11 protein-coding genes are annotated in these 15,516 nt (G+C 61.5%); 2 read left to right on the top strand and 9 right to left on the bottom strand.

Annotated features, from left to right (window positions below):
- Positions 1-89 precede the first annotated feature (89 nt).
- The gene (locus ACDZ94_RS26215; RefSeq protein ID WP_064452329.1) at positions 90-314 is read left to right on the top strand and encodes a YgdI/YgdR family lipoprotein; all 225 of its coding nucleotides are present in this window, start codon (positions 90-92) and stop codon (positions 312-314) included.
- 59 nt (positions 315-373) lie between these two features.
- Here ACDZ94_RS26215 and ACDZ94_RS26210 read toward each other — a convergent pair whose 3' ends face one another.
- On the bottom strand, positions 374-541 hold the full coding sequence (locus tag ACDZ94_RS26210) for a hypothetical protein (protein WP_167353697.1): 168 nt from the start codon (positions 539-541) through the stop codon (positions 374-376).
- 189 nt (positions 542-730) lie between these two features.
- Here ACDZ94_RS26210 and ACDZ94_RS26205 point away from each other — a divergent pair, with 189 nt between their 5' ends.
- A complete protein-coding gene (locus ACDZ94_RS26205) occupies positions 731-1,003 on the top strand; it encodes a hypothetical protein (RefSeq protein WP_064452328.1) in 273 nt (90 codons plus the stop codon).
- Here the strand turns inward: ACDZ94_RS26205 and ACDZ94_RS26200 are convergent, their stop codons facing one another.
- The 8 genes from ACDZ94_RS26200 to ACDZ94_RS26165 form a co-directional block, all read right to left on the bottom strand.
- A complete protein-coding gene (locus ACDZ94_RS26200; protein WP_064452327.1) occupies positions 1,004-2,434 on the bottom strand; it encodes a polyurethane esterase in 1,431 nt (476 codons plus the stop codon). It abuts the gene before it with no gap.
- 192 nt (positions 2,435-2,626) lie between these two features.
- On the bottom strand, positions 2,627-5,734 hold the full coding sequence (locus ACDZ94_RS26195; protein WP_432751651.1) for an autotransporter domain-containing protein: 3,108 nt from the start codon (positions 5,732-5,734) through the stop codon (positions 2,627-2,629).
- Between the two features lie 175 nt (positions 5,735-5,909).
- Positions 5,910-8,867 carry an autotransporter domain-containing protein gene (locus ACDZ94_RS26190; protein ID WP_432751650.1) on the bottom strand — a complete coding sequence of 986 codons (2,958 nt, stop codon included), beginning with the start codon at positions 8,865-8,867 and terminating at the stop codon, positions 5,910-5,912.
- A gap of 30 nt (positions 8,868-8,897) precedes the next feature.
- Positions 8,898-10,232 carry a TolC family outer membrane protein gene (locus ACDZ94_RS26185; RefSeq protein WP_432751649.1) on the bottom strand — a complete coding sequence of 445 codons (1,335 nt, stop codon included), beginning with the start codon at positions 10,230-10,232 and terminating at the stop codon, positions 8,898-8,900.
- 2 nt (positions 10,233-10,234) lie between these two features.
- Positions 10,235-11,548, bottom strand: coding sequence for an HlyD family type I secretion periplasmic adaptor subunit (locus ACDZ94_RS26180; RefSeq protein ID WP_432751648.1), 1,314 nt, complete (start codon positions 11,546-11,548; stop codon positions 10,235-10,237).
- Positions 11,545-13,296 carry a type I secretion system permease/ATPase gene (locus ACDZ94_RS26175; RefSeq protein WP_064452322.1) on the bottom strand — a complete coding sequence of 584 codons (1,752 nt, stop codon included), beginning with the start codon at positions 13,294-13,296 and terminating at the stop codon, positions 11,545-11,547. The genes ACDZ94_RS26180 and ACDZ94_RS26175 overlap by 4 nt, the downstream gene beginning before the upstream one ends.
- A gap of 101 nt (positions 13,297-13,397) precedes the next feature.
- Complete coding sequence (locus ACDZ94_RS26170) at positions 13,398-13,766, bottom strand: protease inhibitor Inh/omp19 family protein (RefSeq protein ID WP_064452321.1); 369 nt, start codon at positions 13,764-13,766, stop codon at positions 13,398-13,400.
- A 48-nt stretch (positions 13,767-13,814) separates the two neighbouring features.
- Positions 13,815-15,248, bottom strand: a complete 1,434-nt coding sequence (locus tag ACDZ94_RS26165) for a serralysin family metalloprotease (RefSeq protein ID WP_432751647.1) — start codon at positions 15,246-15,248, stop codon at positions 13,815-13,817.
- Positions 15,249-15,516: the final 268 nt, after the last annotated feature.

The raw sequence follows: 15,516 nt of genomic DNA, 5'->3' as shown, positions 1-15,516 counted from the left end.
TAAAAGTGATCAGATAGGACAGTTGATGGCGTAACATTTGCGGCCCGCAGCCCATGGCGCGGGACTTTTCAGGGTTAACGGTAAGGGTTATGAACATGAAGAATTTGGGTCTTCCACTGGTTGCACTCACTTTTCTGCTATTGACTGGTTGCTCCACGCAAACCGTCGTGACATTGCAAAACGGCACGCAGTATTTGACCAAGGACACCCCCAAGACCAAGACAGCCGACGGCTTCTATGAATTCACCGATATCGCCGGCAAGCACATACGCGTCAAGGCGGATGATGTAGCGACGGTGCGTAACGAAAAGTAAGCACCTGAAAACCAAAAAGCCCCGCCAATGCGGGGCTTTTTGTTTGGGCTGCCAACCGATCAATACCGGTAGTACGGGTGGTAGTAATACGGGTGGTAATAGGGATGGTAATAGTACGAGTGGTAGTACGGCCGATAGCAGCATGGGCCCGGATAGGCCGGGTACACCGCGCACCCGCCCAGCCCCAGCAGTACCAGAGCGCACAGCATCAGTCGAAATCGGGACATGCTCAGCTCCTCACATAACGCGCGAAACATCTCGCAGGCAGTGATTAAACGCCTGAGACCGGCCCAATCCGTCGCTGCGCTGCGCCGTTGATCCGTGAAGATTTATTTACCGAAGGATTTTCGCCCTGCCGGCGTTTAACCGGTAAGCCGCCTTCATTTTCGAGGGTGGTAGAACGGAGAAAGACGGCCATGGCACTCATGTCCCGGACGGTACGCGCTCTTTTACTGATTCCGCTGACGCTGGCGGCCCTGGCCAGTGCGCCGGCGTTTGCCGACACCATCATCATTCGTCAGCCGCCAAGGGTGATCGTGGTGCAAGCCCCGCCTCCACCGGTCTATTACGGCCACTGGGGTTACGGCCCACGGCCCTATTACTATCCGCATCATGTCTACGGTTACGGCTATGGCAACCCCCACCGGCCGTATTGGGGTGGCGGCTGGCGGGGGCATAATTGGCGTTGATCAGCCGATGCTGACGCCGTCCGCCCACAGGCCACCATGCCCGACACCGACCAGGGTCACCGAGTCGGCGCCAAACGTGAGCACCGTGTCCGCGCCGACCACTTTGGCATGGTCACGCAGGTCGGTGCTCCCCTGCACGTCCTGGAACACCAGCTTGTCGGTGGCCTGGTAGCCAATCACGCGATCGTTGCCGAACTGGCCGCTGAACAGAAAGGTGTTATGCCCACTGTTGTCGCGAATCGTGTCATTGCCTTTGCCGCCTTCGATAAAGTCCGCGCCCTTGCCACCCTGGATCAGGTCGTTGCCGTCGCTGCCGATAATGAAGGTATTGCCCTTGTGCGGCTCGGCATTGCGGTTGAGGTCCTGCACCCAGGTAGTGGCTCGCGCCGGGTCGGACAAGTTGGCAACGATTACCGTGGAATCACGGGTCATCTGGTCATAGAACCCGGAGTCGAGGATGCGCGTCATGCCGTCGCCATACGCGGTCGGCAGGTGCGAGACCCAGGTCGGCAGGTTGACGATGGAGAACGGCAGCACATTCCACAGCGTCGAGGCGTAGTGGTCGTTGAAGCTGACGATATTGTCGGTGGTCGACTCGTGGGGCTTGTCGTGCACGCCCAGGGACGACAGATTGAAGGAGGAGCCGTCCAGCGCGCGAAACACCGGGTCGTTTTCATAGCCGATGTTGAGCACCTTGTCGCCGGCGCTTTGGGTCGGTGATGCATAGGCCACGTAGTTGGCGTCCTTGTAGAAGCCCGACCATTTGTTGGTGCTCAAATCCGCCATGCTGTTGACCGCCAGGCCGCCCAGGCTGTGGCCGCTGACCACCACGTCCTTGCCCGTCAGGCCATGGGCACCGGCGTAATCGGCGACGTTTTTGAGCAAACCGCCGAAGGCTTCGCCGGCGTAGTTTTTTGCGTAATCCTTGGGGCCCAGGGCAGCGAGCAGATCGCTGATCAGGTCGCCGATCGAGTCGCTGATCAAGGTTTCCCGTGGCCCCGATGTGCCACGAAAGCCGATGCCGATTTCCAGCAGTTTGCCGGCGTCATCGTACTTGCCCAGCACCTCGACCTGCGCCGTGGTGTAGCCGGCTTTTTCGCCAAAGAACGTGCCGCGCGCATCGACTTTGCCGCCGTAGCCGAGGGTACCTGCGCTGATGGGCGTCCAACCGGCTTTTTGCACCGCCTCCAGCGCGGCTTTTTCCGAATCGGGGTTCCAGGGAATACCCGGGATCACGCCCTGTGAATCCGTGCTCCCGAGCAGCGCACCGACCAGCGTGGCCGGCAAACCAAGCCCGAGGCCATTGTGCTGGTAACCCACGGCAAAGCCGTTATCCAGGTTGTGGTAGGAATACAACGTGATCGCCATGGCGTCGGCGAACAGCGCTTTGGAACCCTCGGTGCCGAGGTTTTTATAGTCAAAGATACCCATGGTAGTGCCTCTCTGTTGTTGGATTTGTAGAGAAAGCGAAAACACCCGTTGCCCCTGAGGGGACAGGCTTTATGTGGGAGCTGGCTTGCCTGCGATAGCATCACCTCGGTGCAACTGACCTACCGAGGTGCCTGCATCGCGGGCAAGCCCGGCTCCCACACAAGCCCGGCACCCTGCAAGGGTGTGAAACCCTTAGAACGCCCAGTCGAGGCTCAACCCCACCCCGTGGATTTTTTCCTTGCTGGCGAGCAGGCCGTTGTAATCAAAGTTCACCCGCGCGTCCTTGCTCAACGCCAGGCTGACCCGCGCGCCCACCAATGCCGCATCACGCACCATCGGTGCGCTTTCCACCGAAAACGACGGACCGCCCGAGGCAAACGCCAGGTGCTGTTCGGAATCGGTGCTGCTCAGGTTGTGCTGCCAGCCCAGCGTGCCGGACACCTCGAGTTGCTGGTGGTCATTGACATTGAAGGTCTTCAACGCACGCATGCCCAAGGTGCTCAACACCACATCACGGCTGTCGTCGCGACCTTTCAGCGCAGCGGCATCACCCTTTTCGGTGAAACCGTCGGTGTCCAGGTGCACGTAGGCCAGGTTGGCGAACGGCTCCAGGGCCAAAGGTTGCAGGTTGACGCGATATGCCGCCTCGCCGAACACCTGGGTGCTGCTCGCATCCACTTTGACTTTTTGCTTGCCGGAGACGTCGCCGTATTGCAGGTCGCGCTTCACGTCGGCGCGATGCCAGCTGTAGGTCGCACCACCGCTCAGGCGCAAGGCACCGATCTCATGCCCGGCGTACGCGCCGAAGTGGTAGCTGTCGACCGAAGCCCGGGAATGGGTGTCGTTGCCCATGTTCAACGAGGTGTCGCTGTAGCCGGCGACCAGGCCGATACGGGTCGCCTCGTCCAGCGCGCCGTCTACACCAGCGAGCATGCCGCCCAGTGACGTGGTGTAGCCCGCCGTGTCGCTGCGGCTGTCCGTCTTGCCCCACGCGCCCAACGCCTTGACCCACACGTTGCCACGGCTATCGAGGGTCTGGCTGCTGGCACCCATATCGCCATTGCGCAGGCGTTCGCCCACCGCTTCACGCACGTAACGGCTGTCATTCACCAACGCACTTTGCAGCGCCGGATAAATTTCGCCGGAGAGCTGTTGGAACGCACCTTGCGCCGAGGCTGCAGTCGGCGCCAGCAACAAGCTTTCATACACCGCATTGCCCGCGCCCAATTGGTCGGCCGCAGCCGCCACAGCACGCTGGTTTGGCGTCACGGCCACACTGGCGAAGCTGTTGGTACGCGCCACGTCCAGTTGCACGCCAGTGGCGGCGTAGTTCAAGGTGCCACCGACAAACAGGTAGTTCGGCACTACTGCACCGAAACTGCCGGTTACGCCACCTGCGGCTTGCAGGATGTTGTACTGGCGACCGATCAAGCTTCCAGCCTGCGCATTGGTCAGCAGCGTCGGGCTGTTTTCCAGGGCCAGGGTCACGGTGCCGCCATTGAGCGTGGCGGTCCCCCCGGCGACAATTCGGTCACTGTTGGTCGGCGACAACTCCACCGCGTAGGTCGACCCTGCGTCAAAGGTGACATTACCCGCCACATTCAGCGTGCCGATGGAATTACCCGGTGCAACGGTGCCGCCGCTTTTTGCGCTCAGCGAACCGATGCGCCCCGAGCCACCGAGCACACCGCTCTGGCCGACGGTCACGTCGGAAGTGACCGAGCCGTTGATCGCCAGCAAACCTTGATTGACCAGGGTCGGGCCGCTGTAGGTGTTAGCGCCGGTCAGCACCAGGGTGCCGATGCCCTGCTTGGTCAGGCCGCCATGGCCTGAAATATTGTTGCTCCACACGTCCAACCCGCAATGCACGTCCGTGCACAGGCGTTGGGTCGGTTTGCCGGCATCCACCACGGCGCCGATCCCTGGCAAATCCGCGACAAACTGCCCGCTGCCATACGCCCCGTCGATACGGAACTCAGCCGGGATATCTTCGGCGGTAATAAACATCCCTGGCCCGTTAACCGCCTTGCCCAGGTTGATCATGCCCCAGCCGTACAGCGCGTCGATGCCCGGCGCGCCGAGGTCGGTAGCGGTGGTTTTGAGCACGGTGGAGACCTGCTCGCCGCTCATGTACGGGAAGCGCTCCATCAGCACCGCCGCGGCGCCCGCCACATGGGGCGCAGCCATAGAGGTGCCGTTTTTGTTGGCCCAGTCGGTGGTGAGGTTGGCAAGGGTGGTGCCGTTTATGATCGAGCTGAAAATCTTCGTGCCCGGCGCCGACACACAGAAGCTCGCCGCATACCCGCAGCGCGACGAGAAGGTGCTGATCACATACGGATTGGGACTCGTGGTATCCGGGTTTTGCTGCAAGGCGGCTACCGACAGCCAGTTCGGTGCAATCTCCGGCACAAAGTACGCCAGGCCCGACATTGCATCCGGGTTGTTGCGGTTGTAGTCGTTACCGGCGGCAAAGATGGTCAGCACGCCGCTGCGGGCCGCATCGATTGCGCCTTGATAAGCACCACCGGCAAGCGTGCCGAGGATCGGCCGGATGTTATTGAACTGTGCCTGCGCTTCATTGACCGTGAAGTTCGGGTACGCAGGATCGCGACCGCCCTTGGCGTACTGGTCACCAATGCCGATGCCCCAGCTGTTGTTGATGATCCGGGCGCCGCTGGCGACCAGCCCATCCCAGCCTGCCTTGTACACCGCGCCGTCGTTGCCGAGGATGATCCCGTCTTCCGGCCCCGGGTCGCCGTTTTCCGCGCTGATGATTTGCGCATTGAAGGCCACGCCATGCATCGGCCCGCCGTCACGGTTACCGGCGGCAATGCCGCCGACGTGGGTGCCATGGTTACCCAGCTTGCCGTTAGAGTCCTGGGACGGCGTGCCGTCATAACGGAACGCATCGCCCGCCTTCACCGGAATATACGGGTCGGTGTATTGGCGGATGCCTTCGGTGACAATCGTCACCACCTTGCCGGGGCTGGCGAATTCCGGGTGCTGGGCGTACACCGGCTGGTCGAAGATGCCCAGTTTGACGCCCTTGCCGGTGTAGCCGGCGGCGTAGGCAGCGTCCGCGTGCACGGCGCCCAGGCCCCAATCGGCCTTGAACTCGTTGCTGCGCCAGCTCGCGGCGTCGCCCAGTTTGCCCGCTTCCACATAGGGTGCGGCCTGGGCGGTTCCCAGGCTTGCCAGGCAGCACAGCAACGCGCCGTATGGCACGCAGCTCAAGGCCTTGAGCGGATAGCCCGGGCCTGTGTGAGTGGCGGTAATTAACCCTGACTTGTGTTTTTTCACGGTGACCTTCCTTAGTTTTCTTATTGCACGTGTGTAAATCGCTTTCTCTGGAGCGCCGACGAGTGAATGTGGGAGCTGGCTTGCCTGCGATGAGGGTGTATCAGCCAGCAACTGCATCACTGCCCCACTGCTATCGCAGGCACGCCCGCTCCCACCTTCTCACCTACGCTGCCCTCTAGAACTGCCAGTTCAGGCTCAGCCCCACGCCCTGGGTTTTCTCACGGCCACCCAACTGGCCGTTGTAATCCAGGTTGACCCGTGTGGTCGGGCTCAGCGCGAGGCTGGCCTGCACACCGACCAGTGCGGCATCGCGCAGCAACGGCGAACTGCGCACGGCAAATGAAGGCCCGCCTGCGACAAACGCCAAATGTTCTTCGGAATCGACCGCCGTGAGGCTGTGTTGCCAGCCTAGGGAACCGGAGAGTTCAAGCTGCTGGTGGTCATTCAGAGGCAGGGTTTTCAGCGCCCGCACACCAAGGGTGCTGAGCACGGCATCGCGCCGATCACTGCCACGCTCAAGCGCTGCGGCATCGCCTTTTTCGTGGAAAGAGTCACTGTCCAGGTGCACGTAGGCCAGGTTGGCGAACGGCTCCAGCGCCAGCGGTTGCAGGTGAATGCGGTACGCGGCTTCGGTGAACAGCTGGGCCGTGCGCGCGTCCAGTTTGGTCTTTTGCTTGCCGCTGACTTCGCCGTATTGCAGCTCACGCTTCACATCGCCGCGATGCCAGCTGTAGGCACCGCCGACGCTGACGCGCCAGTCGCCCAATTCACGCCCGGCATACGCGCCGAAGTGGTAACTGTCGATGGACGCCGACGAATGCGTGCCGCTGCCCATATTCAGCGAGCTGTCGCTGTAGCCGGCAACCACACCCACGCGGGTCTGCTCGTCGAGTGCACCGTCGACACCGGCCAGCAGGCCGCCGATCGAGGTGTTGGCGCCAGCTGTTTCGCTGCGGCTGTCGGTCTTGCCCCAGGCGCCGAGCGCCTTGAGCCACAGGCTGCTTTCACCGTTCACCGGCACATGGCGCAGGCGCTCGCCGACGGCGTCGCGCAGTTGCAGGCTGTCGTTGATCAGCATCGCGCCAATTGCCGGGTAGATTTCACCGGACAGTTGCTGCAAGCCTTGGCGGGCGGTGGCGACCGAGTCCGACAACAACACGCTCTCATACACTGGGTTACCGGCGCCGAGTTGCTCGGCGGCGGCCGCAACGTTGCGCTGGTTTCGGGTGGCGGCGACGCTGGCGAATGTGGCGTTGTTGCGCCCCACGTCCAACTGCACGCCATTGGCGGCGTAGTCGAGCGTGCCGCCGAGGAACACGTAGTTGGGCAGCACCTGGCCAAACTGGCCCTGGATGCCACCTGCAGCCTGGAGGATGGTGTATTGACGGCCAATCAGGCTGTGCACCTGGTTCTGGCTGAGTAACGTCGGGCTGTTTTCCAGCGCCAGGGTTACGGTGCCGCCGCCCAGAACGGCCTTGCCGCCCGCGACAATGCGGTCGCTGCTGGTGGGGGTCAGTTCCACCGCATACGTGGAGCCCGCGCCCAGGTTCACATCGCCGGCCACCTGCAAAGTGCCCACGGAATTGCCCGGTGCCACCGTGCCGCCGCTGTTCACCGACAAGGCGCCGATACGCCCGGAACCGCCGAGTGTGCCGCTGGTGTTGACGGTCACGGCCGAGGTCAACGCGCCATTCACGGCCAACAACCCCCCATTAACGGTGGTCGCGCCACGGTAGGTGCTGTCGCCGCTGAGTACCAAGCTGCCGGCACCGGATTTGATCAGGCTGCCTTCATATACCCGCTTTGCAGCGGCCTGGTCGCGGGCGTTGCCAACGGCGTAATCGGTCTTGTCCTGCTGGCTGGCGGTCGCGCCCACGCCATTTTGCCAGCCCTTGTCGACCAGGGTTTGCTGCCAGGTGCTGTGCTCGGCGCGGTCCTCGGCCTGGCGCTGGAGCAAGGCCTGATCGGAGATTGCATTGCTCCAGACATCGCCCTGCCCGGCGGCCAGGCTGACATTCATCGGGCCAAGCAATTGCCCCGGCCCGTGCATCGCCCGGCCGAGGTCCGGCACGCCCCAGCCCACAGTGGTGTTGGGTGCCTGGGTGAGCGAACCGTCGAGCTGCGTGGCGGTGGTCAACAGCACCTGCAACGCTTGCTCATTGGTCATGTACGGGTAGCGTTCCATGACCAGCGCCAGCGCGCCCGTGGCATGGGGCGCCGACATCGAAGTGCCGGATTTCACCCCATAACCGCCATCGGGAATGGTGCTGTTGATCAGCGCGCCCGGTGTGGAAATGCACCAGTATTTGGCGATCCCGCACTTGTTGTATTTCTGGTTATTCGCCTTGTCCAAACCCGACACGGCCAACCAGTGGCCTTCCAGTTCCGGCTGGAAATACGGCAAGGCCGAACGCACGCTCGCGTTCGCGTAACCGCTGTTACCGGCACTGAACACGTTGATAACGCCGGCCTTTGCCACGTCCGCCGCCGCATCCAGCCACGTGCCCTGGTTGTAATGCTGGGCGTAGGCCGCATGCAGGTCGCCGAGGGTTTGGTAGCTGACGTCCTTGGGCTGGCTGCCCCAACTGTTGTTGATGGCCCGCACACCGGAATCCACCAACGCGCTGTACACCGCCTTGAAATACTTGGGGTCCGGGGTCGGGCCAAACAGGAAGCTGTCGTTGGCGTTGGTATTGCCCACATAGATTTGCGCGTTGTAGGCCACGCCGTGCATGCCGGTGCCATCACGGGCGGCGCCCATGGTGCCGGTGACATGGGTGCCGTGGGAGTCGTTATTGGGGTTGAGCGCACCGGTGGTGCTGAACGGGCTGCCATCGACGTAGGTGCCTGTGGCGGTGACGGCGTGATAGCGGTCTTTGGAAGCCTCGGGATGATTGGGATCGAAGCCTGAGTCCAGCGCACCGACCTTGACCCCGTTGCCGGTGATGCCGGCGGCATAGGCTTCATCCGCCTTCATGCGACCCAGGCCCCAGTCGCTCTGGAATTCGGCGGAACGCCAACTGGCAGGGTTACCGGGTTGGCCGGTCTCGGTATAGGCCGCCTGTGCCGCAACGGACAACAGGAGCAAGGAGCCTGCGGTAAACGGTTTGAAACGCGGTGAATCGGTGATCATCTAAACCATCCTTATTGTTTTTATATGTGCTCATTTCACAGGGCCGAAGGCCTCATCGACTTTCGCAAGGTCGGTGTCGCGCAAGTTGCCCGCGTAGTAGTGCAATTTGGTCCAGGCCATCAGGTAGTCATACCGGGCCTGGGCCAGGTCGCGACGGGTGCTGTACAACTGCTGCTCGGCGTTCAACGCGTCGAGGTTGACCCGCTCGCCGCCGAGGATGCTTTGCTTGGTCGACACCACTAGCGCCTCGGCCGACGTCAGGGCCTTTTGATAGGCGCGCAATTTGCTCACCCCCGACAGGCAGGCGCTGAACTGGCGACGCAGCTCAATCAGGGTTTCGCGGGTTTTGCCTTCCAGCTCGTACTCGGCCTGTTCCATGCTGCGACTGGCCTGACGGGTAGAGGCCGAGATGCCGCCACCGGCATACAGCGGCACGCTCACTTCGACGCCGATGGTGTTGGTGTCGTAGCGCTGGTTGTAGGTGTTGCCGCTGTCGGATTCCTGCTGGCGTGAACTGGCATACGCGGTGATCTTCGGCAGATGCCCGGCGCGGTTGCGCTCCACTTCATAACGCGCCACTTCCACGGCCTGGCGCTGGGAGGCCAGCGTGGGGTTATTGCTGATCGCCAATTCATGCCAGGTGTCGTAGTTGGCCGGAATCAACGTGAACGCGGCAAAGCTTTGGTTCAGCGGTGCCAGGTCATTGATGTTGACGCTCTGCACGCCGATCAACGCACCCAGCTCGCGTAACGACGCATCTTGTTCATCCAGCGCCTGGATTTCTTCGGCGGTGGCCAGCTCGTAACGGGATTCGGCTTCGAGGATGTCGGTGCGGGTGCCCTCGCCCTGTTGGAACAGGTGCTGGTTCTGCTGGAACTGCTGCTCGAAGGCCTTCTTTTTGGCGCGGGCAATGTCAATCTGGTCCTGGGCAAACAGTGCCTGGGTGTAATAGCTCAGCACCCGCACCAGCAGCGCTTGGCTCTTGTCGCGAAAGCTTTCATCGGCAAACAGCGACTGGGCCACACCCTTGCGGTAGTTGGCATAGGCTTCGTAGTCAAACAGCGGCTGCTGCAGGCTGAACGTCGAGCCATAGCTGTCGTAGTTACGGTTGTCGTGGTAATTACCGCCGCGCCCGTCGGGCAAGGTGGCTTTGGAGTTGTTGCGGCCCTTGTTGTAGTTGTAAGACAGCCTCGGCAGCAGCCCGGCGCGACCGATGGTGCGGTTTTCCAGGCCGGCGTCGCGCTCCTTGATGGCGCCCAGAAACACCGGGTCGTTGCGCAGGGCCTGCTCGTAGACATCAAACGGGCCCATGGCGGCTTGGGCACCGGTGCAGCTCAATAGCAAGGCGAGGAACACAGGCTTCATGCTCATTCCTCGGTCAACGCGGAGCCGGCGCGATCGAGCAGCGGCTTGAACAGGTAATTGAGCAACGAGCGCTCGCCGGTGCGCACGAACATCTCGGCGGGCATGCCCGGCTTGATCACCAGGCCATGCAGCTTCGCCAGCGCCACCTCGCTCACAGTGGTGCGCAGCACGTAGTACGGCGCGCCGGTTTTTTCATCGAGCATCTGGTCGGCGGAGATCAGGCTGACTTCCCCCGGTACCCGCGGCGTGCGGCTCTGGTTGAAGGCGGTGAAGAGAATATCGACCGGCAAGTGCGTACCGACCTTGTCCACCAGGTGCACCGGCAAGTGCCCTTCGACTTCCAGGCGCGTGCCTTGCGGCACAATTTCCAGCAGGGTCTCGCCCGCACGCACCACGGCACCTTCGGTGTGCACGCCCAGGTTGACCGCAATGCCATCGGCCGGCGCATTGATTTCGCTGTGTTGCAGGTTGAAGCCGGCTGAGGTGAGCTGTTGCTCCAGGGTCAGGCTGCGCAGTTGCGCGTCGGCCAGTTGGCTGCGTACTTCCTTTTGATATTCCTCGCTGTGTTGCTGCAACTTGAGGCGCGACTCCAGGATGCCCTGCTCCACACGCCCGCTTTCGCCGGTGTTCTGGGCGAGGTCTTGCCGAACCTGGGACAGTTGGCGCTGGTATTCCATTAGCCGGTTGCGCGGGATGTAGCCGTTGTCGGCCAACGGTTGCAGGTTGCTCAGTTGGTCACGCAGCGATTGCGCCTGGGCGGTCAGGTCGCTGCGGGCGCGACGCATGCCGCTCAGCTGTGAGGTAGCGCCGTCAATGTTCGCGCGGATACCGGCTTGTTCGCGGGCAAAGGCTTCGCGACGGCTGCTGAACAGTTGGCGCTGGCCTTCCAGAACGAGCGCCAACGCTGGATCAGGGTTGGCGCTCAACTCGGCAGGAAAGGTAATGCTGGAACGGTTGTCACGCTCACTCTGCCAGCGCGCCACGCTGGCCCAGGCCATGCTGTACTGGGCTTGCAGGGATTGCACGTCGGCCTGGTTCTGGGTCTGGTCGAGGCGAAACAGCGGCTGGCCCTGTTTGACCAGTTCGCCTTCCTTCACCAGGATCCGGCTGACCACGCCGGGGCTGAAGGTTTGCACCGCCTTGCGCTTGCCCGACACCACCACCGTGCCTTGCACCGGAATGCCCTGGTCCAGCGGCGCCAGGCTGGCCCAGAGGAAAAAACCACCGGCGCCGACCAGGGTCAGCAACCAGCCCATACGGACAAAGAAACCGGCGTCACGCTGTTCAAAACGGGGTTCAACAATAAGGCTGCTCATGCGCCTGGATTCCTTCCGGCTTGGTACTGACGGCTGAGGCTCACGCCGGCCTTTTCGCGGGGTGCTTCCTGCTGGCCCGACAAGGCGCGCAGCACTTCCTGGCTCGGCCCGAACGCCTGCAGGCGCCCTTCGTTGAGCACCAGTAACTTGTCGGCCTGGGCCAACGCCGAGGAACGGTGAGTCACCAGCACAACGCTGCTGCCCTGGGCTTTCATCTGCACGATGGCGCTGGCCAAGGCCGCTTCGCCGACGGTGTCGAGGTTGGAGTTGGGCTCATCCAGCACGATCAAGCGCGGGCCGCCGTACAGCGCACGCGCCAGCGCCACGCGTTGTTTCTGGCCACCGGAGAGGCCGCCGCCGTTGTCGCCCAGCACAGTGTCGTAGCCTTGGGGCAGGCGCAGGATCAGTTCATGTACACCGGCTTGTTGCGCGGCTCTGACCACGAGTTCCGGGTCGGCATCGCGAAAGCGTGCGATGTTGTCGGCGATGCTGCCGCTGAACAGTTCGATGTCCTGGGGCAAGTAACCGATATGCGGGCCAAGGTCGTCGCGGTCCCAGCGATGAATATCCGCGCCGTCCAGGCGCACGGTGCCGGCCAGGGTTGGCCACACGCCCACCAGCACGCGGGCCAGGGTGGATTTGCCCGAACCCGACGCGCCGAGCACGCCCAGCACTTCGCCCGCGCCGAGGCTGAAGCTGACTTGATGCAAGGTCGCCATGCGCCGCCCCGGCGGGCCTGCGCTGACTTGCTCGAAACTGACCTGGCCCTTGGGGGCCGGCAACGCCATCTGCTCAACTTCCGGCGGGAATTCACGCAGCAACTCGTCAAGCCGCTGGTAGGCCAGCTTGGCCGAACTCCACTGCTTCCACACCGCAATCAACTGGTCGATGGGGCTGAGCACGCGGCCCATGAGGATGGAACCGGCGATCATCATCCCGGCGGTCATCTCGCCCTTGATCACCAAAAATGCGCCCAGGCCCAGCACCAACGATTGCAGGCACAGACGCAGGGACTTGCTCAGCGAGGTGATCACCGAGCCGGTATCGCTGGCCGTGTTCTGATAGCCGAGAAATTGCGAATGCACGGCAAACCAGCGTTTGCGCAACGCGCCGAGCATGCCCATGGCCTGGATCGTTTCGGCGTTATGCAAATGGCTGGTCGCCAACTGCGTGGACTGCTGCGAGAACGCACCCGCCTCGCCCAACGGCTTTTTGGTCAGGTATTCATTCAGGCACGCCAGCGCGATCAGCAGCACCGCGCCCGCAGTGGCCAGCACGCCGAGCCACACGTTGAACAGGAAAATCACGAACAGATAGATGGGAAACCACGGCGCATCGAAGAACGCGAACAGCGCCGGCCCGGTGATGAACTGCCGGATAACCGTCAAATCGCCGAGAGATTGCCCGGCATGCCCCTGGCCCCGCTGCAGGTTGCGTTCAAACGCAGCCTTGTACACGCGCAAGTTGAAACGCCGCTCCAGCTGGCTGCCAATACGGATCACGATAAAACTGCGCACGACTTCCAGGGTGCCGATAAAGGCAAAGAAGCCCACGACCATCAGCGTCAACATCACCAGGGTGGTTTCATTCTGGGAGGACAGCACACGGTCATACACTTGCAGCATGTAAATCGACGGCACCAGCATCAACAGGTTAATCAACGCCGTGAAGCAGCCGATGCTGATCAAAATACTCTTGTATTCACCCAACGCCCTGAATAAGGGCGCAACCGCATGGGACTTCGCCATATCTTCTTATCTTCCGTGAGCGAATGACGCGCAATAGTTGCCCAAACCCTTAGTAAGGGCGGCCAACTATAAAAATCGAGTTATATGCTTATAACTTTTAACTAAGGTCTTCGTTGCAGTACAACTTCCGTGCCGGACGGTGTGCGCCCTTTATATTCGCCTTCTTTCTGGCGGTTTAAATGGGTAATGCCCGTGCCTTCGGCATTCATCAGCCAGATACCATCCGGGGTGGGCGTCCAGGTCAGGGGTTTCTCGCCCAGCCATGCGGTGACACAGCCGACATCACCGGCCAGGGCATTGGCCTGTTCCAGCAAGTCCAGCGCGCACACCCGATCCTGCTGGTGTAACTGCCAATGGCCGGCCAATTGCGCGGTGGTGGGTAAAACAAGACTGCTCGCCATTACATGGGCTCCTGCCGAAACGAACAACACCTGTGAAGCACAGGCGATCAAATGAGAAAAACGCGGCATCTTTCGCTCCATCCTAGAGCGCGGCGCCGAAGCGCCGCGCGCTTTACATCATGCTACGATATCGCTGACCGCTGCCTGGCCAACGGTGGTGACGAGGAAATCCGCCACGCCGTGCCCGGAGAAGTCCACGGCCAAGGTGCCCAGGTTGGTGCCCGAGGCATAACTCAGCACTGCGTCGCCGGCATGCCCGGAGAACGCGTTGACGAAGGTCAAGCCTGCACCTTTGGTGATACCGGACAGGTCGATCTTGTCCGAACCGGAGGTGAAGTCAAAGATCTTGTCTGCCGCACCCGGCTTGGAATCGGAACTGGCACCGAACACGAAGGTGTCGTTGCCGGCGCCGCCCCACAGTTGGTCCGCACCGCCACCACCGTAGATGATGTCGTTGCCGGCACCGCCTTTGATGAGGTTGGCTGCGTTGTTACCAATGATCAGGTCGTTGCCCGAACCACCGAACGCGTTCTCGACGGTAACGCCCTTGGCGATGGACACGTTGCCCACCAGGCCGCCAACGTCGGAGAACGAGTCCTCATTGAGGTTGATCTTCTGGTTCTGGGTGAAACCGGAGAAGTCCAGGGTGTCGTTGCCGCCACCGTCCCATACCGAAAACACCAGCTTGTCGGCGTTGGAGGTGGCGCTATAGAAGTCACGCCCGGTGTTGGAGTTGAAACCGTAGGTGGTGTCGCCGGCGCGGGTGCTGTAGTTGGCACCGTAGAGCTTCTGGATCGCGGCAATGTCGTCGATCAGCGGGCCCGAAGAATAAGCTTCGACGCCGCCTTTACTGAAGTTCTGGTTGGTGTTGCTCTCGCTCCAGTAACTCATGACGCTGTAGCCACGCGTGTCCTGTCCATAGGTCGCGTCGTTATAGGTCGGGTTGCCATTCCCGGCGTTGTAGTCGCCAGGGTGAGCCAGGCCCAGGGTGTGGCCGATTTCGTGGGTCAGGGTCTGCCGGCCATAGTTATTCAGGTCCGGCGTCTTGTTCGGCGTGTAGCTATTGTTGGTCAGGTACCACGAGGTGCCGTCGTAGCCTGCGCCGGTGCCGGGCAGGTAAGCGAACGCCGCCGCGCCGTCCTGGCCACCGCTGTAGTTGCCGAAGGTCATGTGTGCGTCACCGCCCGAGGCCTTTTCGCTAAAGGTCACGTTGGCAACATCCGACCAGGATTGCATGGCCAGTGCGGCCTGTGCTTTCTGCTGGGTGTTGAACTGGCTGAACCCGGAGATGCCATGCTTGTTCATGGTGGCCGAGGAAGCCGAGGTGAGGAAGGTGTAAGTCAGATCAATCTTGCCGTTGCCATCAAAATCCCGATACGCGGCGCCATCACGCAGCAGCTGGGTGGCTGCCTGGTCCACGGAATAGGACGGTTTGCCATTAACCGTGAGGTTGCCGCCACGGTCGTATAAATGGCTAAAGCTATCGATTTGCGAGTAAGCAGTGCTGGCTTGCGCGGCAGAAACAATAGCTTTGTCTTTTACTTTTGACATAAACGTACTTCCTTGTTTGCAAGTGCATCAGTCTTTGGTCGATAGGAACCTCGCGGGCGAGATCGTCCTATCACTCGCCTCTTTTGAAGGCGTATCGAAACTGACACAACTTGAAATCTTTCGTCTACAAATATTTCTGAACTGAAAATGTGACGCAGATTCAACTTAAAGAAGTCGCGCGTAGCATTTATTGGGCGGCATTGCTGTTGTGCGGCAAATTGCCAGCCACTGTTATTTAAATATTAAATAGACGAAACGCCGCTCTAGT

The organism is Pseudomonas sp. UBT, from assembly GCF_050915955.1.
In the GTDB taxonomy this organism is placed as follows: domain Bacteria; phylum Pseudomonadota; class Gammaproteobacteria; order Pseudomonadales; family Pseudomonadaceae; genus Aquipseudomonas; species Aquipseudomonas antarctica_A.
The sequence above is the reverse complement of the archived record's forward strand: the minus strand, read 5'-3'. Positions and strand labels throughout refer to the sequence as shown.

Coding starts and splice junctions, on each gene's coding strand:
- ACDZ94_RS26205 (WP_064452328.1), top strand. CDS start 731: ATGGCACTCATGTCCCGGACGGTACGCGCTCTTTTACTGATTCCGCTG.
- ACDZ94_RS26170 (WP_064452321.1), bottom strand. CDS start 13,766: ATGCCGCGTTTTTCTCATTTGATCGCCTGTGCTTCACAGGTGTTGTTC.
- ACDZ94_RS26215 (WP_064452329.1), top strand. CDS start 90: ATGAACATGAAGAATTTGGGTCTTCCACTGGTTGCACTCACTTTTCTG.
- ACDZ94_RS26210 (WP_167353697.1), bottom strand. CDS start 541: ATGTCCCGATTTCGACTGATGCTGTGCGCTCTGGTACTGCTGGGGCTG.
- ACDZ94_RS26165 (WP_432751647.1), bottom strand. CDS start 15,248: ATGTCAAAAGTAAAAGACAAAGCTATTGTTTCTGCCGCGCAAGCCAGC.
- ACDZ94_RS26185 (WP_432751649.1), bottom strand. CDS start 10,232: ATGAAGCCTGTGTTCCTCGCCTTGCTATTGAGCTGCACCGGTGCCCAA.
- ACDZ94_RS26180 (WP_432751648.1), bottom strand. CDS start 11,548: ATGAGCAGCCTTATTGTTGAACCCCGTTTTGAACAGCGTGACGCCGGT.
- ACDZ94_RS26190 (WP_432751650.1), bottom strand. CDS start 8,867: ATGATCACCGATTCACCGCGTTTCAAACCGTTTACCGCAGGCTCCTTG.
- ACDZ94_RS26200 (WP_064452327.1), bottom strand. CDS start 2,434: ATGGGTATCTTTGACTATAAAAACCTCGGCACCGAGGGTTCCAAAGCG.
- ACDZ94_RS26175 (WP_064452322.1), bottom strand. CDS start 13,296: ATGGCGAAGTCCCATGCGGTTGCGCCCTTATTCAGGGCGTTGGGTGAA.